This window comes from Novosphingobium sp. BL-S-20 (assembly GCF_055521635.1).
In genome coordinates this window covers 3,226,376-3,246,768 of the sequence record NZ_CM145494.1, presented here as the reverse complement: position 1 = coordinate 3,246,768, position 20,393 = coordinate 3,226,376, and the positions used below count along the sequence as shown (strand labels likewise).

22 protein-coding genes, 1 tRNA gene and 1 pseudogene are annotated in these 20,393 nt (G+C 62.7%); 18 read left to right on the top strand and 6 right to left on the bottom strand.

Translation table 11 applies throughout. The annotated features are described in order from the left end of the window. Positions 1-38 precede the first annotated feature (38 nt). The 9 genes from pepN to ACZ1II_RS22930 all read left to right on the top strand — a co-directional run bounded on the left by pepN (position 39) and on the right by ACZ1II_RS22930 (position 9,243). Positions 39-2,693, top strand: a complete 2,655-nt coding sequence (pepN, locus tag ACZ1II_RS22970; RefSeq protein ID WP_465145847.1) for an aminopeptidase N — start codon at positions 39-41, stop codon at positions 2,691-2,693. Further along, the gene (gene pgeF, locus ACZ1II_RS22965) at positions 2,686-3,468 is read left to right on the top strand and encodes a peptidoglycan editing factor PgeF (protein ID WP_465145846.1); all 783 of its coding nucleotides are present in this window, start codon (positions 2,686-2,688) and stop codon (positions 3,466-3,468) included. The genes pepN and pgeF overlap by 8 nt, the downstream gene beginning before the upstream one ends. 273 nt (positions 3,469-3,741) lie before the next feature. Continuing rightward, positions 3,742-4,275 carry a ubiquinol-cytochrome c reductase iron-sulfur subunit gene (gene petA / locus ACZ1II_RS22960; RefSeq protein WP_334185572.1) on the top strand — a complete coding sequence of 178 codons (534 nt, stop codon included), beginning with the start codon at positions 3,742-3,744 and terminating at the stop codon, positions 4,273-4,275. A gap of 23 nt (positions 4,276-4,298) precedes the next feature. Beyond that, positions 4,299-5,597 carry a cytochrome b gene (locus tag ACZ1II_RS22955; RefSeq protein ID WP_465145845.1) on the top strand — a complete coding sequence of 433 codons (1,299 nt, stop codon included), beginning with the start codon at positions 4,299-4,301 and terminating at the stop codon, positions 5,595-5,597. A gap of 27 nt (positions 5,598-5,624) precedes the next feature. After that, the gene (locus ACZ1II_RS22950; protein ID WP_465145844.1) at positions 5,625-6,437 is read left to right on the top strand and encodes a cytochrome c1; all 813 of its coding nucleotides are present in this window, start codon (positions 5,625-5,627) and stop codon (positions 6,435-6,437) included. Between the two features lie 94 nt (positions 6,438-6,531). Beyond that, the gene (locus ACZ1II_RS22945) at positions 6,532-7,068 is read left to right on the top strand and encodes an adenine phosphoribosyltransferase (RefSeq protein ID WP_465145843.1); all 537 of its coding nucleotides are present in this window, start codon (positions 6,532-6,534) and stop codon (positions 7,066-7,068) included. Positions 7,069-7,191: 123 nt separating this feature from the next. Further along, positions 7,192-7,265 (top strand) — tRNA-Gly (locus ACZ1II_RS22940). A 166-nt stretch (positions 7,266-7,431) separates the two neighbouring features. Continuing rightward, the gene (locus ACZ1II_RS22935; RefSeq protein ID WP_465145842.1) at positions 7,432-8,694 is read left to right on the top strand and encodes a tyrosine-type recombinase/integrase; all 1,263 of its coding nucleotides are present in this window, start codon (positions 7,432-7,434) and stop codon (positions 8,692-8,694) included. A gap of 303 nt (positions 8,695-8,997) precedes the next feature. Beyond that, on the top strand, positions 8,998-9,243 hold the full coding sequence (locus ACZ1II_RS22930; protein ID WP_465145841.1) for a transposase: 246 nt from the start codon (positions 8,998-9,000) through the stop codon (positions 9,241-9,243). Positions 9,244-9,328: 85 nt separating this feature from the next. Here ACZ1II_RS22930 and ACZ1II_RS22925 read toward each other — a convergent pair whose 3' ends face one another. Next, complete coding sequence (locus ACZ1II_RS22925; RefSeq protein ID WP_465143339.1) at positions 9,329-10,513, bottom strand: IS256 family transposase; 1,185 nt, start codon at positions 10,511-10,513, stop codon at positions 9,329-9,331. Between the two features lie 207 nt (positions 10,514-10,720). Between ACZ1II_RS22925 and ACZ1II_RS22920 the strand changes: the two genes are divergently transcribed. Both ACZ1II_RS22920 and ACZ1II_RS22915 read left to right on the top strand, forming a co-directional pair. After that, positions 10,721-11,002 carry a type II toxin-antitoxin system RelE/ParE family toxin gene (locus tag ACZ1II_RS22920; protein WP_465145840.1) on the top strand — a complete coding sequence of 94 codons (282 nt, stop codon included), beginning with the start codon at positions 10,721-10,723 and terminating at the stop codon, positions 11,000-11,002. Positions 11,003-11,014: 12 nt separating this feature from the next. Next, complete coding sequence (locus ACZ1II_RS22915; RefSeq protein WP_465145839.1) at positions 11,015-11,302, top strand: HigA family addiction module antitoxin; 288 nt, start codon at positions 11,015-11,017, stop codon at positions 11,300-11,302. Between the two features lie 37 nt (positions 11,303-11,339). On the opposite strand, the gene ACZ1II_RS22910 is transcribed toward ACZ1II_RS22915, so the two are convergent. Both ACZ1II_RS22910 and ACZ1II_RS22905 read right to left on the bottom strand, forming a co-directional pair. Then, positions 11,340-11,606 carry a hypothetical protein gene (locus ACZ1II_RS22910; RefSeq protein WP_465145838.1) on the bottom strand — a complete coding sequence of 89 codons (267 nt, stop codon included), beginning with the start codon at positions 11,604-11,606 and terminating at the stop codon, positions 11,340-11,342. A 437-nt stretch (positions 11,607-12,043) separates the two neighbouring features. Next, positions 12,044-12,376, bottom strand: a complete 333-nt coding sequence (locus tag ACZ1II_RS22905; RefSeq protein ID WP_465145837.1) for a hypothetical protein — start codon at positions 12,374-12,376, stop codon at positions 12,044-12,046. A gap of 60 nt (positions 12,377-12,436) precedes the next feature. Between ACZ1II_RS22905 and ACZ1II_RS22900 the strand changes: the two genes are divergently transcribed. From ACZ1II_RS22900 to ACZ1II_RS22890, 3 genes are read left to right on the top strand one after another with little or no spacing between them, the layout of a single operon-like run. Further along, positions 12,437-12,688, top strand: a complete 252-nt coding sequence (locus tag ACZ1II_RS22900) for a hypothetical protein (protein ID WP_465145836.1) — start codon at positions 12,437-12,439, stop codon at positions 12,686-12,688. Positions 12,689-12,701: 13 nt separating this feature from the next. Continuing rightward, entirely contained in the window at positions 12,702-13,079 is a 378-nt protein-coding gene (locus ACZ1II_RS22895) for a hypothetical protein (RefSeq protein ID WP_465145835.1), read from the top strand. 2 nt (positions 13,080-13,081) lie between these two features. Continuing rightward, positions 13,082-13,285 carry a hypothetical protein gene (locus tag ACZ1II_RS22890; RefSeq protein ID WP_465145834.1) on the top strand — a complete coding sequence of 68 codons (204 nt, stop codon included), beginning with the start codon at positions 13,082-13,084 and terminating at the stop codon, positions 13,283-13,285. 37 nt (positions 13,286-13,322) lie between these two features. Here the strand turns inward: ACZ1II_RS22890 and ACZ1II_RS22885 are convergent, their stop codons facing one another. Further along, positions 13,323-13,628 carry a hypothetical protein gene (locus ACZ1II_RS22885; protein ID WP_465145833.1) on the bottom strand — a complete coding sequence of 102 codons (306 nt, stop codon included), beginning with the start codon at positions 13,626-13,628 and terminating at the stop codon, positions 13,323-13,325. Positions 13,629-14,986: 1,358 nt separating this feature from the next. On the opposite strand from ACZ1II_RS22885, the pseudogene ACZ1II_RS22880 reads away from it, so the two are divergent. Continuing rightward, positions 14,987-15,187: pseudogene (locus ACZ1II_RS22880) on the top strand (type II toxin-antitoxin system RelE/ParE family toxin); the annotation flags it as partial. A gap of 188 nt (positions 15,188-15,375) precedes the next feature. Here the strand turns inward: ACZ1II_RS22880 and ACZ1II_RS22875 are convergent. Further along, positions 15,376-16,437 (bottom strand): I78 family peptidase inhibitor, encoded by a 1,062-nt coding sequence (locus ACZ1II_RS22875; RefSeq protein ID WP_465145832.1) that lies wholly within the window; start codon positions 16,435-16,437, stop codon positions 15,376-15,378. A 258-nt stretch (positions 16,438-16,695) separates the two neighbouring features. On the opposite strand from ACZ1II_RS22875, the gene ACZ1II_RS22870 reads away from it, so the two are divergent. From ACZ1II_RS22870 to ACZ1II_RS22860, 3 genes are all read left to right on the top strand, one after another. After that, on the top strand, positions 16,696-17,367 hold the full coding sequence (locus tag ACZ1II_RS22870; protein WP_465145831.1) for a lysozyme inhibitor LprI family protein: 672 nt from the start codon (positions 16,696-16,698) through the stop codon (positions 17,365-17,367). A 92-nt stretch (positions 17,368-17,459) separates the two neighbouring features. Beyond that, a complete protein-coding gene (locus ACZ1II_RS22865) occupies positions 17,460-18,005 on the top strand; it encodes a hypothetical protein (protein ID WP_465145830.1) in 546 nt (181 codons plus the stop codon). A 150-nt stretch (positions 18,006-18,155) separates the two neighbouring features. Then, the gene (locus ACZ1II_RS22860; RefSeq protein ID WP_465147373.1) at positions 18,156-18,401 is read left to right on the top strand and encodes a MipA/OmpV family protein; all 246 of its coding nucleotides are present in this window, start codon (positions 18,156-18,158) and stop codon (positions 18,399-18,401) included. Positions 18,402-18,475: 74 nt separating this feature from the next. On the opposite strand, the gene ACZ1II_RS22855 is transcribed toward ACZ1II_RS22860, so the two are convergent. Further along, positions 18,476-20,299, bottom strand: coding sequence for a cation:proton antiporter domain-containing protein (locus ACZ1II_RS22855; protein WP_465145829.1), 1,824 nt, complete (start codon positions 20,297-20,299; stop codon positions 18,476-18,478). Between the last annotated feature and the right edge of the window lie 94 nt (positions 20,300-20,393).

Here is a 20,393-nt window from a genome sequence, read left to right as displayed (position 1 = left end):
AGTCTGGCATTCGAGGGACAAGGCTCTAATTTAGCGGCATGGACATTGCCAGCACCCCCGCCTCGCCCGACACCGAAGCGCAGATCGCCGATGGCGCCCCCGCACCGCACGCGCCGCCGGTCATTCGCCGCGAGGACTATCAGCCGCCGGTCTGGCTGGTGCCGCAGATCGCGCTCGATTTCCGGCTGGGCGTGGACGAGACCCACGTCACGGCCGCGCTTTCGGCGCGCCGCAATCCCGCCGGAAGCGGTGCCTCAACGCTGCGCCTGAACGGCGACCAGCTCACCCCGCTGGCGATCCGCGTCGATGGCGAGGCGGTCAACGACTGGCGCATGGAAGGCGCCGACCTGCTCGTCGAACTGACCGGCGATGCCCATGAGGTCGAAATCGAGACTGCGATGAACCCGGCGGCGAACAGCCAGCTCATGGGTCTCTATGCCTCGAACGGCATGCTCTGCACCCAGTGCGAGGCCGAGGGCTTCCGCCGCATCACTTTCTTCCCGGACCGCCCGGACGTGCTCTCGACTTATTCGGTGCGGATGACGGGCGACAAGGCCCGCTTCCCGATCCTGCTCTCCAACGGCAACTGCACCGCGACCGGAGAGGGCGAGGGCGGCACCCACTGGGCCGAATGGCACGATCCCTGGCCCAAGCCGAGCTACCTCTTCGCGCTCGTCGCGGGCGATCTCGTGGCCAACCACGCCGCGTTCACCACGCGCTCGGGCCGCAAGGTGGACCTCAACATCTGGGTCCGCTCGGGCGACGAGCAGCGCACCAGCCACGCGATGGATTCGCTGATCCACTCGATGAAGTGGGACGAGGACACTTTCGGGCGCGAATACGACCTCGATCTGTTCAACGTCGTCGCCGTGTCGGACTTCAACATGGGGGCGATGGAGAACAAGGGCCTCAACGTCTTCAACACCCGCTACGTCCTCGCCGAGCCGGAAACCGCCACCGACGCCGATTACGACGGCATCGAGAGCGTGATCGGCCACGAATATTTCCACAACTGGTCGGGCAACCGGGTGACCTGCCGCGACTGGTTCCAGCTTTCGCTGAAGGAGGGTTTCACCGTCCTGCGCGACCAGCTGTTCAGCGCCGACATGGGCAGCGAGGCGGTGAAGCGCATCGAGGACGTGCGGGTCCTGCGCTCGGCCCAGTTCCCCGAGGATTCGGGACCGCTCGCCCATCCGATCCGCCCTGATTCCTATCAGGAGATCAGCAACTTCTACACCGCCACCGTCTACAACAAGGGCGCCGAGGTGATCCGCATGATGCGGACCATGGCGGGAATCGAGAAGTTCCGCGCTGGCACCGACCTCTATTTCGACCGCCACGACGGCGAGGCCGCGACTTGCGAGGATTTCATCAAGGCGATCGAGGACGGCACCGGGCTGGACCTCACGCAGTTCCGCCTCTGGTACTCGCAGGCGGGCACGCCGCAAGTCGCCGTGGAACTGGCGCATGCGGGCGAGACGGCGACGCTCACGCTGACCCAGACGGTTCCGGCGACGCCGGGCCAGCCCGAGAAGCAGCCGGTGCCGATCCCGCTGCGTGTCGCGCTCTATGATCGCGACAATGGCCACCATGCGGGCGAACAGCTGATCGTGCTCGACAAGGGCAGTGACAGCTTCACCTTCCATGGCTTCGCGCGCCCGCCGGTGGTCTCGATCAATCGCGGATTCTCGGCCCCGGTCGCCATCGACATGGAGCGCTCGAACGAGGACCTCGTGTTCCTCGCCGCCCATGACGACGATCCCTTCGCCCGTTACGAGGCGATGCAGAGCCTTGTCGTCCAGCATCTCGTGGCGGCTGTAAGCGGCGGTCTGTCGGACGCCGCGCGCGCAGAGGGACGCCGGGCGATCGGCGAGGCTTTCGCCGCCGTGCTGGCGGACGAGGCGCTCGACGACCTGATGCGCGGCGAACTCATGGTCCTGCCGGGCGTCGCCTATCTGGCCGAGCAGGTGCTGGTGGCCGACCCGGCCGCGATCCACGAGGAACGCGAGGCGCTCAAGGCCTGGCTCGGCGGCGAACTGGCAGACCTGCTGGGCCTGCTCCACGACCGCGTTTCCGCCGTGGCTTATGGCCGCGATGCCGCCGCGCGCGGTGCCCGCAAGACCAAGGGCCAGGCGCTGGTGCTGATCGCCGCGGGCGATGCCGCCGAGGGCGCCCGCCGCGCCATCGCGCAGTACCGCGCGGCGGATAACATGACCGATCGCCAGTCGGCGCTCACCGTGCTCTGCAACCTCGAAGGCCCCGAGCGCGAGGAAGCGCTGGCCGACTTCCTGCAGCGCTACCAGGGCAATGCCCTCGTCATCGACAAGTGGTTCGCGCTCCAGGCCGGTTCGTTCCACCCGCAGGTACTGGAGCATATCGAGGCGCTGTCCCGCCACCCCGAGTTCACGCTGAACAACCCCAACCGCGCCCGCGCGCTCTACATGACGGCGGCGGTGAACCCCAAGGCGTTCCACGATGCGAGCGGCGCGGGCTACCGGATGATCGGCGAACTGATCCGCAAGCTCGATCCGATCAATCCACAGACCACCGCGCGCTTCGTGCCGCAGCTCGGGCGCTGGCGGCGGATCGAGCCGGTCCGCGCCGCGATGATGCGCGCCGAGCTGGAGAAGATCGCCGCCGAACCCAATCTCTCGCGCGACGTGCGGGAGCAGGTGAGCAAGAGTCTTGGCTGAATTCGGGGCTGAACCCGTCGAGGTCAACCGCGCCCGCCTGTTGGAAGGCCTGCCGCACGGTTTCCTAGGCCGTCGCGGCGGGGTCAGCAGCGGCGAGGTCGAGGGTCTCAACGTCGGCCTCGGCTCCGGCGACGAACCGGCGGTCGTGGCGGAAAATCGCCGCCGTGCTGCGGATGCCGTGCTGCGGGGGGCGCCACTGGTCTCGGTCTACCAGGTCCATTCGCCCGATTGCGTGATTCTCGGCGCCGACATGTGGAGCGATGCCGATCGCCCCCATGCCGATGCCCTCGTCACCGACCGGCCCGGCGTGCTGATCGGCGTCGTCACCGCCGATTGCGCGCCGGTCCTGTTGGCGGACCGCGAGGCGGGCATCGTCGGCGCCGCCCATGCCGGGTGGAAGGGCGCCGTCGGCGGCGTGACCGACAGCACGATCGACCGGATGATAGCGCTGGGTGCCGAGCGATCGCGCATCGTCGCGGCTGTCGGCCCCTGTATCGCCCAGGAATCCTACGAGGTGGACCACGGTTTCCGCGACCGTTTCCTTGAAGAGAATGGCGAAAACGCGGGGTTCTTCGAGGAAGGTCGCGAGGGCCACTGGCAGTTCGATTTGGAGCACTACGTAGCTGCGCGGCTGGAAGCGGCAGGGATCGCCGGGGTGGAGCGCCTCGGCCTCGATACCTATTCCGCGCCCGAGCGTTTCTATTCCTATCGCCGCGCCACCCACCGCGCCGAAGCCGCCTACGGACGCCAGATATCCTTGATCGCGGCGGGCTGAAAAAGGCCCGTCCGGCCTGTCTGCCGCGCGGTTATTCCTTGAATTCCTTGGCGACCCTCCAACCCTGCCCGACCAAAAACACGGTTGGCAGGGCTGGTTTCCCTGTATATCAGTTCGGCAAAGTCGGTATTCGCTTCGGCTAAATCCCGGGCATCTAACCGTCAACGGGGGGCCGTTACGGGGATACCAGACAAAAAAATAGAATTGGTCAGGAATCTGGGCTTGCTACCGGAATCCCGGGAGTAGGTTGTCAATAACAAGGCAAGGGCAATCATGGCAGAAGCAGATGGCGTGCGGCGGCGCGATTTCATCAATATCGCCGCGGTAAGCGCGGCGGGTGTCGCCGGCGTGGGCATCGTCGTCCCGCTGGTCAGCCAGATGTCCGCATCGGCGGACGTTCTTGCGGCGTCTTCCACGGAAGTCGACATTTCCTCGATCCAGCCCGGACAGGCGATCAAGGCGATCTTCCGTAAGCAGCCGGTCTTCGTTCGCAACCTTACGCCGCATGAAATCGCCGAAGCCAACAAGGTGGATGTTTCCTCGCTCCGCGATCCGCAGACGCTTGAGGAACGCACCAAGGAAGGCAAGGAAAACTGGCTGATCACCATGGGCGTCTGCACCCATCTGGGCTGCGTTCCGCTCGGTGCGGGAGAGGGTGAGCCGAAGGGCGAGTTCGGCGGCTACTTCTGCCCCTGTCACGGCTCTTCCTACGACACGGCAGCCCGTATCCGCAAAGGCCCCGCGCCAAAGAACCTCGAGGTTCCGGAATACGCCTTCACCACCGACACGGTCGTAAAGATCGGTTGAGGCCGAGAGAGAGGATCAAGAACATGAGCTTTCCCTGGGCCAAGGAATACAAGCCGAGCCACCCCTTCATGCAGTGGATGGACGAAAGGTTGCCCCTGCCGCGCCTCGTCTACAACTCGGTCGGTGGCGGCTATCCGGTTCCGCGCAACCTGAACTATTTCTGGAACTTCGGTTTCCTCGCCGCGCTCTGCCTCGTCCTGCAGATCGTCACCGGCATCGTCATGGCCATGCACTATGCGGCCAATACGCAAGTCGCCTTCGACACCGTCGAACAGACCGTGCGTGACGTGAACTGGGGCTGGATGATGCGCTATGCGCACGCCAACGGCGCCTCGGCCTTCTTCGTCGTCATCTATGTCCATATCTTCCGCGGCTTCTTCTACGGCTCGTACAAGGCTCCGCGCGAGATGGTGTGGCTGCTTGGCGTCGTGATTTTCCTGCTGATGATGGCCACCGCCTTCATGGGCTACGTCTTGCCCTGGGGCCAGATGAGCTTCTGGGGCGCCAAGGTCATCACCGGCCTGTTCGGCGCGATTCCCTTCGTGGGCGAGCCGCTCCAGCAGTGGCTGCTCGGCGGCTTCGCGCCGGATAATGCTGCGCTCAACCGCTTCTTCTCGCTGCACTACCTGCTGCCCTTCGTGATCGTCGGCGTGGTGATCCTGCACATCTGGGCGCTGCACATTCCGGGCTCGTCGAACCCCACCGGCGTCGAGGTGAAGAGCGAGAGCGACACCGTTCCGTTCTACCCCTACTACGTCGCCAAGGACGGCTGGGCGATCGGCGTCTTCGCGATCCTGTTCTGCACCGCGCTGTTCTTCTTCCCGAACGCGCTGGGTCATCCGGACAACTACATTCCGGCCAACCCGATGAGCACGCCCGCACACATCGTGCCCGAATGGTATTTCTGGCCGTTCTACGCGATCCTGCGCGCCTTCACCCAGGACTTCTTCTTCATCCCGGCCAAGCTCATGGGCGTGCTGGCGATGTTCGGGGCGATCCTCGTGTGGTTCTTCCTGCCCTGGCTCGACCGGTCGCCGGTCCGTTCGGGGTCTTACCGCCCGCTCTACAAGAAGTTCTTCTTCTTCGGCCTGATCCCGGCCATGGCGGTGCTGTTCTACTGCGGCGGCGCCCCGGCGGAGGAGCCTTACGTGATGCTCAGCCAGATCGCGGCGCTCTACTACTTCGCGCACTTCCTGATCGTCATCCCGATCGTCTCGGCGATCGAGAAGCCCGATCCGCTGCCCTTCTCCATCACCGAGTCCGTGCTCGGCGAGGATGAGGCGGCGAAGCTCGCCCCCGCGCCTTCGGCGACGGTCGCCTGACAACAGCTGGAACGAAAGACGAAAGACATGGCACGCATTCTCTCGATCCTCGTCGGGCTGTTCTTCACGGTGGCGTTGGCCTGGTCCTTTGGCAAAGGGGCCTACCAGCAGATCACCGAGCCGCCCGCCGCCACTGCCGAGCACGAATTCCACCTCCACCCCAAGGAAGTCAGCTTCGCCAGCGACGGGGCCTTCGGCAAGTTTGACCGCCAGCAGCTCCAGCGCGGTTTCCAGGTCTACAAGGAAGTCTGCGCTGCCTGCCACGCGATCCGCCACGTCGCCTTCCGCGACCTTGCGGCGCTGGGCTACAACGACGCCGAAGTGAAGGCGATCGCCAAGGGCTTCCAGGTTCCGGTCTACAACAACGCCACGGGCGAAGTGGAAACCCGCGAAGGCGTGGCGACCGACTACTTCCCACCTGTGATGTACGGCGGCCAGGGCACTCCGCCCGATCTCTCGCTGATCACCAAGGCGCGTCATGACGGCCCGGCCTACGTCTACTCGCTGCTGACCGGCTATCAGGACCAGCCCGCGGAACTTCTGAAGAAGTTCCCGGATGCGAAGACGCCGGACGGCCTGCACTACAACCCGTATTTCGCGAACCTCAACCTCGCGATGCCGCCGCCGCTTACCGGCGAGGGCCAGGTGACCTATGGCGACGGCACCAAGGCGACGGTGGACCAGATGTCGAAGGACGTCTCGGCCTTCCTGATCTGGACCGCCGAACCCAAGCTGGAAAAGCGCAAGCAGACGGGCTGGCCGGTGCTCGGCTTCCTGCTCTTCGCGACGATCCTGGGCTACATGTCCTATCGCAACATCTGGGCCGGCAAGAAGCACTGACGCTTCCTTTCCGGAACCGAGCGAAGGGCCTCCGCCATCCCGTGATGGCGGAGGCCCTTTCGTTTAGGGGTTCGACCCCGTAAGGACGGCGACCATGACCCTCGACGAGATCAAGGCGCTGGTGCGCACCGTGCCGGACTTCCCCAAGCCCGGCATCCTGTTCCGCGACGTGACCACGCTGGTCGGCAACGGCCCCGGCTTTGCCGCTGCGGTCGATCTGATGGCGGAAACCGTTAAGGCCTCGGGCGCCGATGTTATTGCCGGGGTCGAGGCACGAGGCTTCATTTTCGGCGCGGCGATCGCGGCGCGGCTGGGACTGGGCTTCGTCTCGATCCGCAAGCCGGGCAAGCTGCCGATCCCGGTGATCGCCATCGACTACGCCCTCGAATACGGCACGGATACGCTTGAGGTCGACCCTGAGGCCGTAGGCGAGGGCCATCGCGTCATCCTGATCGACGACCTTCTGGCGACCGGCGGCACCGCGCTCGCCGCCGCCGAACTGCTGCGCCGGGCGGGCGCGACAGTCGAACACGCGCTCTTCGCCATTGACCTGCCCGACCTCGGCGGCGCCGAACGCCTGCGCAAAGCGGGCATCACACCCCACGCTTTGCTCGATTATCCGGGGCATTGAGGCACTTTCCACGTCTGATCGCGGACAAGTCGCAAGGAAGGCGTTGACGAGGCCTGCCCTATCGTGGCAAGCGGCTGCCACGACGCTGGACACGGTCCCCTGATCGGGACGGCCCTTCGATGGGCGGGTATAGCTTAGTGGTAAAGCTCCAGCCTTCCAAGCTGGCTATGCGGGTTCGATTCCCGCTACCCGCTCCAGTGCCTGTCTCATACGCACCCAGAAACGCTCGTGAATGGCTGTTTTCTGCGGTTTTTGACTGATACACTTTCCGGGCAGTTCCGGATATGTTCCATGCCGTCTCAGCCAGAGTTGGCTCTGTATGTGGACCTGCAGTTCTCAAGAGCTGAAGAAGGTCCACGTTCAATGACAGGCGAATCACCCAAATCCGGTCTCTCCGCAACGACGGTCGATCGAGCCCGTCCGCGCGAAAAAGCGTATAAACTTTCCGACCGCGACGGGCTTTACCTGCTCGTGAAGCCTTCCGGGGCCCGATACTGGCGGATGAATTTCAAGCTGCACCAGCTTCAGCGTACGGCTTCCTTCGGTCGTTACCCCGAAGTCACGCTTGCAGAGGCTCGCCAGCGGCTGCTGGAAGCGCGGCGCCTGCTCAAGCAGGGCATCGATCCTGTCCATCAGGCCAAGCTGGACAAAGTTGCCGCCTCCATCGCTGCCGGGAACACCTTCCGGCTTATCGCGGAGGAATGGCTGGAAAAGATGCGGCTGGAAGAGCGGTCGCCCAAGTCGATCAGAAAATGCGAATGGCAGATCAGCCTGGTCTTGCCCGATATCGGCAATCGGCCAATCTCGCAGATCACTGCGCATGAAGTGCTCCTATCCCTCAAGAAGATCGAGCGGACCAGGAAATTCTACACTGCCATGAGCGTCAGGGCGCTGTGCGGACAAATCTTCCGGTTTGCCGTCGCGACGGCGCGGGCAGAGCGGGACGTGTGCGTCGATCTGCGCGGAGCTTTGGTAACGCCCAAGGTCGTGCATCGCGCGGCCATCACAATGCCCAAGCATGTCGGCGCCTTGATGCGCGCGATCCATGATTACGACGGGGCGCGTTACACGAATATCGCGCTGCGCCTGCTTGCTCACACTTTCGTTCGCCCTGGCGAACTGCGACATGCCGAATGGAACGAGTTCGATCTCGAGCGCGCGGTTTGGATCATTCCGCCGCACAAGATGAAGATGCGCCGCCCGCACACGATTCCCCTTTCGCGGCAGGCCTTGGCAATCGTCGGGGAGATCGACCACGGCGAGAACTTCAGCACCTATCTCTTCCCCTCGGTTCGCTCGACCAAGCGGCCGCTCTCGGACAACACGATCAATGCGGCACTACGCCGGATGGGCTACGAGAAGGATCAGATGACTGCGCATGGCTTCCGGGCGATGGCCGCGACGCTGCTCAACGAGATGGGCAAGTGGAATCCCGATGCAATCGAACGGCAATTGGCTCACGCGGAGCCGAACTCGGTGCGCCGGGCTTATACGCGGGGCCAGCACTGGGACGAGCGCGTGCGCATGATGCAGCACTGGTCGGATTATCTGGATCAGCTCCGCGGCGGTGCAGAGATCATTCGCCCGCAATTCGGGAGAACGGAGCCGAAGTTGACGTTGGTCTAGGGAGGGAAAAGGGGGCGTCGCGGTGACGGCGCGCTCAAGGCTGCCGTGAAACTAGCCGATGGGCGGCGGGATTGGAGGTTGTGTAATCCAAGGTCTGGAAATTTGAACGGGGCGGACACGCTGAGCTGGTGCCCGGGCATGCCCCAGCACCAGCTGCCCATCTTCAGCATTCCGTGAAGTTCCCACACATCTATGGGGCAAGAGAAATGGACAAGCGCGACGATACAGCGATCTAGCCGCCTCTGGAACAGTGATCGAACACGGCCCTGAAGGGGGGCGGCCGTGTTCGCACGCACTTTCAAAATGGCGATGCGCATCGAGCGTGAACGCATTCTGGGCGCGCCGCGCTATGAGCGAACGCCAGACTGGCGAGGCTATGCGAACCGCTACAAAACCAAGCGTATCGATACGCCGGCGGGAACGATACATGTGGCAGTCCCTAAGACCGCCGGCCATGACGGTAAGCCCTTCTTCCCACAGTCACTGGAGCGCGGTTGCCGGTCGGTGCGTGCGTCACTCAATGGGAACCGGGGCTATCATAGCCGCTGATATGGCATTAATGACCAACTTTAACGCGCACCCGAACGAACTGCGATTGAGCAACCTGATGTATGGAAATTGAATCTGGGCAGGATCACGCAGCATCTCGGCATTCCCATTTGATGTAGGCCTTGTTGTCGCAGGCCCATGTTTCGTCGATTTCGACCAGAACGGCGGAGACGAGGCGCAGGAGCGCGTGTTCGTTGGGGAAGACCCTGACCTTGACGGTACGGCGCTTGAGTTCCTGCTGGACGGCGCGCTCGATCGGGTTGGAGGTGCGCAGGCGGCGGCGGTGGTGCTCCGGCAGGGTGAAGACAGCCAGACCTTCGGGAATGGCGTTTTCGAGCCACGCGGCGAGCTTTGGTGCGGTTTTTCTATAGCCGGTGACGAGCTCTTCGAGCGCAGTCTGTGCCTTTGCCAGCGAGCCGGCGTTCCAGACGCTGCGCAGCTCTGAGCCGATGCGAGCGCGGATGGCGACGCCCGGAGCGTGATGGATGGCATTGGCGGCGAGGTGGAATTGGCAGCGCTGCCAGGTGGCCGCCCCCAGTACCGCCCGGCGAGCGGCACGAAGGCCCGCATGATCATCGGACACGATGAATTCGACGCCTCGCATGCCCCGCGCGACCAGATCATCGAGGAAGCTGCGCCAGTGGACTTCCGCTTCCGACAGAGCAACGCTGACGCCCAGCACCCGGCGGCGCTCGTCAGGTCCGATGCCGATCGCAGATAATACCGCGGCATCGCGCACAACGCCGCCTTGGCGCATTTTCTCGTACCGCGCATCGAGAATGAGGTAGCGGATCTCGCCGAGCGGGCGGGTCCGCCACGCCTCCAGTTCGTCATCGAGCATCGCTGCCGCGCGGCTGACCTGTGAAGAGGATATGCCATCGATCCCAAACTCGCGCAGCACCGCTTCGGTCTGCCGGGTAGAGACGCCCTTCACGTACATCTCTGCCACGGCCAGCATGACCGCACGCACCGACCGGCAGCCGCGCTCCAGTGACTGCGGGAAGAAGGGCTGACCGTCATGGCCGGCGGTTTTGGGCACGGCCACATGCACCGTGCCCGCTGGCGTATCGATCCGCTTGGGCTTGTAGCCGTTCGCATATCCGCGCCGGTCGGGCGTTCGCTCATAGCGCTGCGCGCCCAGGAAGCGTTCACGCTCGATGCGCATCGCCATCTCGAAGGTGCGCGCGAATACGGTCGCAATCCCTTCGGGGCCGTGTTCGATCAACTGTTCCAGAACCGCCTCGATCGCTGTATCGTCGCGCTTGTCCATTTCTCTTGCTCCATAGGTGTGTGGTAACTCCATGGAATGCTGAAGATGGGCAGCTGGTGCCGGGGCATGCCCCGGCACCAGCTCAGCGCGTCCGACACGTTCGAATTTCCAGACCTCTGGTTACACAACCCGAACTGCGTATGTGCCAAGAAATTGATGACTCAACTCTGACTTGAAATCTGTATCACGACATGATACATTTCATTCATGATCCAGAGCACCAAAGGCAAGCTGATCGACCAAGTGCTAGCCGGCAAGTCAGGTAAGGGATTTCCTTCAGACCTGTTCCGAAGCGCTGTTCGCAAGGTCGCCATGTTGGAGGCTGCGGTTGAGTTGGATGATCTGCGCTCGTCTCCAGGCAATATGCTTGAGGTGCTTTCTGGTGACCGTGAAGGGCAGCATTCGATCCGCGTCAACAATCAATGGCGGATATGTTTTGTTTGGACCGAGCAGGGGCCGGAAGCGGTCGAGATCGTAGACTATCACTGAAAGGAATTTGCCATGACCATGCTGCAAGTGCCGGTCCATCCCGGTGAAATCCTCAAGTACGAGTTCCTCGACGTCATGGGCATGAGTGCCGGGAAGTTCGCCAGGCACATCCATGTGCCGCGTACGCGTGTCGAGCGCCTGTGCGCTGAAGAAACCTCTCTGACCGTCGATACGGCGAAGCGTCTTGCTCGAGCTCTCAATACCACGCCCGAGTTCTGGATGAATCTTCAGACACATTACGATCTGCTGTCAGGTGAAGCCGAGGACATCAAGGAAATCGAACCGTTGCTAGCAGCGTGAGGCGAGGAGGGCTTCATGGGCTTGCCGGTCTTCTTGCTCACGGCATGCCGGGGAAGCCCCACGTCATGGCGCGCACCTCGCCCTCGGCGACGACGAGTCCTGTGTATTTCGGATAGACCTCGGCGGCGAAGTTCGGCGCCCCGGCGCTCCTGGTGCGGAACAGGCCAGCTACCGCGTCAGCGGGCTTTGTCGGCCGGTAAAGATTGCACACGCCCGGATGCTGCGCCTTCAGTCGAGGAAGGTCAAACGTAACGGGAGGGGAGGTTTGTCGCAGCTCCACTCGGGGACACTTGAGCTGCGACATTTCGCCAAATGCATAAGGCGACGTAAAGTTGCGCAGCTCAAGGATTTATGCGGGATGGCCGGGATTGAAGATCATTGGGATCGGTGAAACACAGACCAGAAGCCGCAGGATTCCAAGCTAGCGGAAAACAGGTACCGTCCGTCTTCCAGGACGTCGGCTTCGCCGCAGCGGACTCGATCGATAAAAGCAAGAACCGGCCCGGCGTCGGTGGCGATTAAGTTTGCGTTCGGCTGATTTCTATCAACGGGGATGATTGTAAAGCGAGGCATAGCTTCGCTCCTTTTGCGATAAGGCGCGCAGGTAATTGTGTGCATAATTGCTCATAATATTGGTCTCTCTGAGCAATCTTGTGAGCATACGTTGATTCTACAGCCGGACAAAATTAATTCGCAGCCTCGCTTAGATATCTTATTTAACCCACTGATCACGTAGCAATGTCATTTGCCATTCGGAGGTGGGCACTTTCTCCTCCCTGCGATGACGAAGGGCGAATTGTAGCTGTCGAGAGCTGTGTGGTCCGCCAGCTCGATGTCTGCGAATGCCGAGCGGAACCGGTGGGCGTCTTCCGTGGTGCGGAAGTAGTAGGCAATGGTCCTGCAACCTTGCTCTGGACCGCCATGCTCGGCGTAATCGCCGCGTCTCATGTGAGCAATCAGCCAATCGTGGATTCGCACATAATTTACGACCGCAATATCCTTTTCATAGAAGAGGATGCGGACGGGGAAGGCTCGATCGTCGACCTTCCGCTGGGGTGTGCTGCGTCTAACCATGATGCGAACATATAGGGAACATGCTACAGCAAGTCATTCGATTCGTATGAGGGCCGCCCCATGGCAAACGATCAATTGACGCTCCCCCTGACCGACGAGGACCTGCTCAGGCTGGCCCGGCACCGGTACGCGCGGGCCGACAGGGAAGGGGCGACGAACGACGATTACGTCCAGCTCGTGGACATCTTCCCCGCCGTGCTCCGGCGACTGGAGGAGAAGGTCGAAATAACCCGCGACCTGGTCTGCGTCCAAGAGATCGACCTGAACGATCCGGCCGCGTGGCAGCGCCTGATCGCCGCGTCGGCCAAGTAGGAGGGAAACCGCTATGAGCGAAGCACCAAGCAGCGCCCCCGACGATCTCAGGCGCGAGATCACGCGCATTCTCGGCGGGAAGGGCATGTCGAGCGACTTCGGCCATGGCGCCGACTACAGAGCCTTCACCCCAGCCGCGCCCGACAGCCGCCTGCGCCCCGCGGGCCGGACGGCCACGCCAGCCGAGCGCGGGCCTTTCGGGCGCTGGCTCCTGATGCAGGCCGAGCGCGGCGGGCTAGTCGGCGATCTGGCCAAGGGCGCCATGGCAGATCGCGGTTTCCCGCGCGACGGCGATCCGGAGGCGGTGCGCAAGCGCCTGAGCATGCTCCAGCCGGACGGCGACATGTTTGAGGCCCTCGACGAGGCCGAACTCGACTGGGCCAGCTATTGAAGGTGGCGAATCGTTACCGGGTCACCGCTTGCGGCCGACCGCGCGCGCCGTGGCGCGATAGCATGGAAGAGGCGCTGGACGATGCGATCGCGCTGGGCCTCGCCTCGTGGGACGCCAGCCGACGCGAGTGGTTCCTCGCCGTGCCGGTGGGCTTGCGCGCATGGCGGCGTGACGCGCAAACGAAAAGAGGCCGCCCTATCCACTAAGGGCGACCCCTGAATTGGCCTGTCCGAATGCGGCGTCTTACTCCGGCATTTTCTCAACGATGCGCGACGGCTGGCCCCACACCATTCTGATCGGCCCATAGTAAAGTGCGTAGGAGTTGGTGACCGGGTCCCACCGTTCCGTGGTGTCGGTGCAAATATCCCGATAGGATTCGTCCCAACATTGGGCGCCTGAAGTGAAGCCGCGCTCCTCATAGTAGGTCGCGCAGAAACTGGCCCACGTCAGGCACTGCTGATACGGTGTCGGAGAGCCCTCTTGAGCATTGGCGTTCGACGCAACGGCAGCTAATGCGTTAGCTACTACGAATAATGCGAGACGCTTCATGAGATCTCCTGAAAGACTTTGAGGAGATTAGGCTGTCATGGTTTTGTTATTTGAACAAAGTCATTTGTTTGACAAATGCTGTTAAGTGTTTTCCCATCTTGAAAGGGGCGCCGAAACAAAAAGAGGCCGCCCCTTGCGACACGGGCGGCCTCTAGTCCGGTGCGTCTCGGGAAATCAGCACAGAACACTGTCCCTGTGACAGTCCGGGGTTAACATCTTGAAAGGGCGATTGTTCCCGGCTTTCGTCATGATACTCTTCGCTTGGCTGCGGCTGCGCGGATGGACGTGCCCTCTCAAGCGCCCGCTTTAGCGGTCGGGTCAGGTGAAATTGAGATAGCCTGGCAGCCGGTGTCGAGCCCGGCCCGCAGCTACCGGAGCGATGTCGCGGAGCTACCCCGCGCCGCGGCATCGCGTTTCCGGCTCACTTCGATTTTGGCTGCGCATCAACTCAGTGAGTTGGCGATGTCCGAGGCGGCGGGGTCTGGACCGAGATACGGTGGAACCCTGGAAGGATCGGGACCTCTTCCAAGGGGAGAGGGGGCTCTTGAATTATGGTGAGCCAGAGCCCCTCCTCGTCAGGTACTACGCCGACGCGGATGTCGACTGCATGCGTGAAGGGAGACAAGTCGAGATCGTCCAACTCTGGCGGTTCAAGTTCGAATACGAGCTTGCGCTGTAAGTGGATCCTCATCGGGCCGGTTTTTCGTGCACGAGCATTCATGGCAACTACTTTCGCCAGCGTCATTCCGGCGGAAAAAGCCCCGGAACACGTTTTGGGCTCCGGGGCTGAGTTTAGGTCGCAACGCGCCGCAGCGCGTAAGGGGCCAGCTCGGAGGGAGGGTCACGCCCGAGTGGTCCATGAGCCGAACTGTGGGACGAGCGAAACAGTAACGCGAGTTGCATTTTGTTAATTCGGCAGCGCCGCAATTTTTAAAGCTGATGCGGTGGTTCTCGAGGGCTGTAAGGTGGGGATTAACTTATCGAAAGGGTAGTTGTTCTCGCGCAAGCGCCTGTTAGTTTACTTCTCGGTTGCGGCAGCGCGGATGGACGTGCCCACCCAAGTGACCGCTTCGGCGGTGGGGCAGGTGATTGGGATCGCCTGCCAGCCGGTATCAAGCCCGGCCTGCATCACCTCTCCGGCCGGGCAGCATTCACCATAGTCTCACAGTTCTTCTGAATCGCCATCGCGTCCTTGCTGCGCCCATTGGCCTTCTGAAGCTGACCGTCCATCGCGACATAGCCTGATAGCCGAGCAGGAAATCGATGTCCGCATCCGTCAGGCCGGTCGGGCCCGCTTTTTGCGGTTTCGTCCCAGAGCATGTCGGCTTTTGCCCTAGGATGCCGAGGCAGCGACCCGCGCGGCGGCGACCATCCGGGCAGGTGTGAAGATCTTGGTTGCATCACCGCCTATCGGTCGTCCGGTGGAAGATATGGATCCCGATTATCGAGAAAACCTGATAGATTTAGGACACAGCGGCTATGTCGCTCTTTATCGCCTCAATGGCGAGACGGCGGTGATTTTGGTTGTTCGCCATCGAAAGGAAGCAGGCTGTCCGTAGCCATGACGGCAATGGCTCGGTTGGGGCACGAAGCGGGCACGATCAGGCGAATGGCTTGCTTTTGCCTTATCGGTGAGCTTCCAAAGGCCGTCCGCTACCGGCGTTTGTCACACCTTCCCGGACGATGGACTGGCATGCAGGGCGGCTGGCCCAGGAATTTGTGCTTGGGATCTCCGGCAAACATGCCGTCAGCCGCAGTAGGCCTTCACGATCCGGCCGGAGGACGGCTCCGTTTCTATCGTCAGGCGATCGGCCTGCTTGTCCTGCGACGTCGTGTCGCCCGGCTTGATCTGACGGATGATCCGGGCACCACTGAACTGCCGGGCAGCCCTGTCGTTTATCCTGGACTGGCCGACGAGGACACGTGCGGCAAACGAACTGCACAGACTTTGCAGAGGATGAGCGGGCGGCAGGAAATAGCCGCTGCAATCGGCTGGTACGGCGAGGCGGTGGGCTGCCGGCTGCAGTTCATAGCGGCGGGTCAACGGATCGTAACGTATCGGGCGCTGGACGCTGCACTGGGTGTCCGGCTGCCTGACCATCTTCGCGGCATCGAGCGGCCCATCCGGCAGACTGTCCTGTGCCATCAGCAGGCCCGGGCGGGCACTTGCCCGGCTTTCGTAGACAAGTTCGGGCCAGGCGTCGTTGCGCTCGGTATCGAGATGCAGGAAGGCTTCGTAGGACAGTTCGCCCCGGCAGGCATCCGGGTGCTCTTGCGTTTCCTTCTGCGAATGACACAGGGGAATTTGCCGGATTGCGGCGATTGGCAGGCTCACCATCTCCGCCGCCCGCGCGTGGTCGGTGCCAGGATTGTCCACACGGAACAGGTGCAGCCTCTCTTCGCTGGCGCCATCCCCGGAGCGGCCTCCGGTTTCCCTTGTCACGACGCCGAGCAGAAAGACCGGCTCGTTCTCGGGCGTCACTGCGTTGACGGCGACATACATCGGCCACGCCCGCACCGTGGTCCCGCCGCGCAGCAACAGGCCTGTCGGCAGGTCGCGTCCCGGTTCCCCGGGCTTGCCGAACCGGAGATGGGCTCCTGTGTCATCCTTCCGGACGGAATAGACGATGTCGGTTCCCGGAATCCCGAAAATGTCTTTCGGCTGACTGTCTGGCAAGTCCTCGCCTTCGGTTAGATAGGCCAGCAGATGCCCGGATCGATCACGTTGCGCAAAGCTGTTTGGCGCGGCATGCGTGGAAGAGGTGCCAGCAAACGATAGCGCGGCGAGCGTGAGGGCCAAACGTTTCATCATGCTCCTCCTGACCGGGATCGCCGCCTTGCGTGGGAAGGCGCGACCCTAGCGAGAAATGATCGTCGTTCAAATTAAATTTTACATCGATCATTTATTTGGCGGCGCGCGGTTGACATCCTATAATTGAACAGCGATCACTGGTTGTCTGGCGCAGGGGAGCATCAGCATGCTGCTGATTTTACCAGCCTTGCGAACGGCATCCGGTTTGCTGCGCACCACTGCGGCGGGACAGCCGCAATCGTGAAAGGAGTGCCCATGAGTGTTCGTTTCGGATGGAGCGTGCTTGCTGCGGCTCTGGGACTGCTGGCATCGGTTGCTCCGGCGTCAGCGGCTTCGCCGTCCTTCGAATGCAGCAAGGCGTCCTCGCGAAGCGAGAAGATGATCTGCGCCAATCTGCAGCTGGCCACGCTCGATCGGCAGATTTCATTGCGCTACAAGGCTCTGCTCGCGCAGTTGGGAGGCTCCGCCGCCGAACGGCTCAAGCAGGATCAGAAGTGGTTCATCGCCGGACGCGACGATCCCGGCACGGTGGCCCCGACGATCCGGGATCTTGCCGATACCTTGCGGTATCGCCTGAAGTTCCTGAACGCCATCCGGTCATCGGTTCCGGCAGGCGTCGTCGGCACCTGGCGCAACGTTGCCGGTGCGATCGTGATCCGGCGCAGTCCTTCGGGAAACCTGACTTTCGAAGCCAACGCCGCGGAGCCGACAACAGGCCGCTGGGTCTGTGAAGCGCAGGGCCGTGCGAAGCAGGCCGCCCAAAGCACCTGGAAAGTGGCAATCGACGACCCGGACACGGCCAGCATCGCGCTGACGCGGGAGGGACCGTTGCTGACAGTCACGGAGAGTCCGATGCCGCCGGAATATTGCGGATTGAACGGATCGCTTTCGGGTACCTATTTCCCGGTCGCGGACGAAGGGCGATGATGCCGGGCCGGAGCCGCGCCGTCATCGCCGCGGCTCTCGCTGGCGCCATGGCCTTTGCGGCATCCCAGGGCCTTGCCGCGCAGGACGAGCCGATGACGGTGACCGTGCCGCCCACACCGCCGCTATCGCCAACGCAAAAGCCGAAGCCCCCCGCTCGCCGCGATCCCAATGCGATACAGGGCATCCGGATCGAGGGTAACGGCGCCCTCATCACCGGACCGCTCGGCAGCAGGCGGGTCTATATCCCGCTCGACAAGCCGATCGTGCCGAAACCGCTTGTCGGCCTATGGGTGGGGAAGCAGGACCTCTGCGCGTCGGCCCCTGCCAAAGCGGACGATGCGCTGCCGCCCGACGGTATTCTGAGGATCGCCGGCACCGAGATGCTCGGGCGGATGCGGATGACCGTCGTGAAGACCTTCGTTCCCCTGCCTTCCTCGTTCACGTTGGAGATGCTGCAATCCGGGCGCCGGTTGGTTTTGCCCTCCCGTCGTTACCGCGACGCACAGAAAGTTCTGGTGATCCACACCCTGCCGGACGGTCGCCGCGATTATGCGGAAATCGGCGTTACCCCGGACGGCCGGATGCTTGAGCTGCAAGGCCACAACGGGCGCGAAACGGCATTCCGTTGCGGGAAGTAGCCCGGCTTCAAAGCCAGATTTCCCGCTCTGCCCGTTATTCCGGTCAACCGGATAGAGCGATGGCAGAAGCCTCTGAATCCGGCGGCACAATTGGGGATCCTATAACACGCAGGATCTCACCCCGGCGCAGGCGCTGGCGAACCAGACGAAATACATCGAGAAGGATGGCGGCAAGGCCTCGGCACCTGGCGGGGCAAGGCAGGTTTCAAGGATGCCTCCGCGCTGCTGACTGCAATCTATCGCCTCGACAATCGCGTCAGCGTAAGCTGCTCGCTCGGCGCCACGACACTGCTGGGCCGAACAGCTTCCAGTCCGCTCGTCAGGCACAAGACGCTTCCCACGGGATTTCTCTCGTTTACCTACCGAATCTCGCCCGGGAGCCGCGGTGGGCGCTGAACGCCAGGATCCCGATGCAAAAAACGGCACGCGGTACAAGGCGTTCGGCGAAGAAGATGCCGACGGTGCGGACATCAAAAGTCTTCTTCATCCGAGCGACGGTGCCGTAGTTCCGGCACTTCCGACGAAGGGACTTCGGGCCGCCGCTCGAACGCACCGCCGTCGCCGGACAGTCTCTCCTTTTGAACGATCCATGCTGCTCGCTCAGTGGAGAGACCAAGGCCGCGCAATGCATATTCAGTCAGGCCGAACGACAATTCGCGATCACCCATGATCGCAAGGCCGACACCTTCGCTCTCCAGACGGGCAACTTCCGCATCGCTGTGCGTCCGGACGGCGATATCGAGCGCTGGATTGCATTCCCGGGCGATTTCGATGATTCGGCGCGTCTGGAAGCTTTCGGGCGTCGCGATCACGAGCACGCGAGCGTGGGCTATCCCTGCCGCTTCAAGAATACCCGCCGTCGAGGCTTCTCCATAAATGGCCGGGGCCCGGCGCGAGCGGAGTGCCTCGACCCGTCTCCGATCCCTGTCCACTATGACGAACGGCAGATTCTCCCGCGCAAGGGTCATGCCGACGACCCGGCCTACCCGGCCATAACCGACGATGATCGCATGGTCGTGATGAGCGTTCTCGGCCACGTCGGGAAGGGTGGACAAGCCCAGTCCGCCGCCGCGCTCGAGCAGTGATAGCAGGGCCGGTCGTCGGCGCAGCCACCGGTCCAGCGCGTCGAAGCCGAGGAAGGCCAGCGGATTGAGAGCAATCGAGAGCAGGGCGCCGGCCAGCACCAGATCTCGCGCTTCGGTCGAGACCAGCCCTAGCCCCGCGCCAAGGCCGACCAGAATGAAGGAGAACTCGCCGATTTGCGCCAAGCTCGCCGAAACCGTCAGCGCCGTCGAGGCCGGATATCCGAAAGCGAGTACGATCCCGAAGGTTGCAACCGACTTGCCGATCAGGACCACCGCGAGAACAGCCAGTACCGACAAGGGCTCCCGTACGAGGATAGCTGGATCGAACAACATGCCTACCGAGACGAAGAACAGCACAGCAAAGGCATCCTGCAGGGGAAGGGAATCGGCCGCCGCCTGATGGCTGAAGTCGCTTTCACTAAGCACTACGCCCGCGAAAAATGCCCCGAGGGCAAAGGATACACCGAACAGGGCGGCTGAACCGTAGGCGATACCGAGCGCTGTCGCGAGGACCGACAGGGTGAAAAGCTCCCGCGAGCCAGTGCGCGCAACCCGTCCCAGTATCCACGGAACCGCTCGAGTGCCGATCATCAGCACCAGGGTGAGGAAAAGTACCACCTTTCCCAGGGTAAGCGACAGGACAAGGGCGATATCGGCGCCGCCGCCGGCATGTCCCTTGCCCCCCAGCACGCCGGCAAGCGCCGGCAACAGCACTAATGCCAGGACCATGACCAGATCCTCCACGATCAGCCAGCCGATCGCGATCCGGCCATTGCTCGAACCCAGCGCGTTACGCTGTTCGAGCGCGCGCAGCAGCACCACCGTCGAGGCCACCGAGAGGGCGAGTCCGAAGACCAGTCCGGCACCGGGCGTCCAACCCCAGAAAAAGGCGAGAGTCATTCCCAGAATGGTCGCAATCACGATCTGGGCGAAAGCGCCGGGAATGGCGATCTTCTGAACGGAAATGAGATCCTTGATCGAGAAATGCAGGCCAACACCGAACATGAGCAGGATAATGCCGATCTCGGCCAACTGGTTGGCCAGCCCTGCGTCGCCGATGAAACCCGGGGTGAACGGGCCAACCGCGACCCCTGCCAGGAGATAGCCGACGAGCGGCGGCAGCTTCAGCCGAATGGCGACGAATCCCCCGACCAGAGCCAGGGCCAGGCTCGTTACGATCGTGGCAATCAGAGGCGTGTCGTGAGGCATTGTGTACCCCTCAGGTGAAGGTCGATCGCTGCCTCGCACGCCGCTTCGGTCCAATCGGCAGCGACAGGCTAACGGATTGGCCTGGTCCGGATTG

Coding starts and splice junctions, on each gene's coding strand:
- pepN (WP_465145847.1), top strand. CDS start 39: ATGGACATTGCCAGCACCCCCGCCTCGCCCGACACCGAAGCGCAGATC.
- petA (WP_334185572.1), top strand. CDS start 3,742: ATGGCAGAAGCAGATGGCGTGCGGCGGCGCGATTTCATCAATATCGCC.
- ACZ1II_RS22955 (WP_465145845.1), top strand. CDS start 4,299: ATGAGCTTTCCCTGGGCCAAGGAATACAAGCCGAGCCACCCCTTCATG.
- ACZ1II_RS22950 (WP_465145844.1), top strand. CDS start 5,625: ATGGCACGCATTCTCTCGATCCTCGTCGGGCTGTTCTTCACGGTGGCG.
- ACZ1II_RS22945 (WP_465145843.1), top strand. CDS start 6,532: ATGACCCTCGACGAGATCAAGGCGCTGGTGCGCACCGTGCCGGACTTC.
- ACZ1II_RS22935 (WP_465145842.1), top strand. CDS start 7,432: ATGACAGGCGAATCACCCAAATCCGGTCTCTCCGCAACGACGGTCGAT.
- ACZ1II_RS22930 (WP_465145841.1), top strand. CDS start 8,998: ATGGCGATGCGCATCGAGCGTGAACGCATTCTGGGCGCGCCGCGCTAT.
- ACZ1II_RS22925 (WP_465143339.1), bottom strand. CDS start 10,513: ATGGACAAGCGCGACGATACAGCGATCGAGGCGGTTCTGGAACAGTTG.
- ACZ1II_RS22920 (WP_465145840.1), top strand. CDS start 10,721: ATGATCCAGAGCACCAAAGGCAAGCTGATCGACCAAGTGCTAGCCGGC.
- ACZ1II_RS22915 (WP_465145839.1), top strand. CDS start 11,015: ATGACCATGCTGCAAGTGCCGGTCCATCCCGGTGAAATCCTCAAGTAC.
- ACZ1II_RS22910 (WP_465145838.1), bottom strand. CDS start 11,606: ATGTCGCAGCTCAAGTGTCCCCGAGTGGAGCTGCGACAAACCTCCCCT.
- ACZ1II_RS22905 (WP_465145837.1), bottom strand. CDS start 12,376: ATGGTTAGACGCAGCACACCCCAGCGGAAGGTCGACGATCGAGCCTTC.
- ACZ1II_RS22900 (WP_465145836.1), top strand. CDS start 12,437: ATGGCAAACGATCAATTGACGCTCCCCCTGACCGACGAGGACCTGCTC.
- ACZ1II_RS22895 (WP_465145835.1), top strand. CDS start 12,702: ATGAGCGAAGCACCAAGCAGCGCCCCCGACGATCTCAGGCGCGAGATC.
- ACZ1II_RS22885 (WP_465145833.1), bottom strand. CDS start 13,628: ATGAAGCGTCTCGCATTATTCGTAGTAGCTAACGCATTAGCTGCCGTT.
- ACZ1II_RS22875 (WP_465145832.1), bottom strand. CDS start 16,437: ATGAAACGTTTGGCCCTCACGCTCGCCGCGCTATCGTTTGCTGGCACC.
- ACZ1II_RS22870 (WP_465145831.1), top strand. CDS start 16,696: ATGAGTGTTCGTTTCGGATGGAGCGTGCTTGCTGCGGCTCTGGGACTG.
- ACZ1II_RS22865 (WP_465145830.1), top strand. CDS start 17,460: ATGACGGTGACCGTGCCGCCCACACCGCCGCTATCGCCAACGCAAAAG.
- ACZ1II_RS22855 (WP_465145829.1), bottom strand. CDS start 20,299: ATGCCTCACGACACGCCTCTGATTGCCACGATCGTAACGAGCCTGGCC.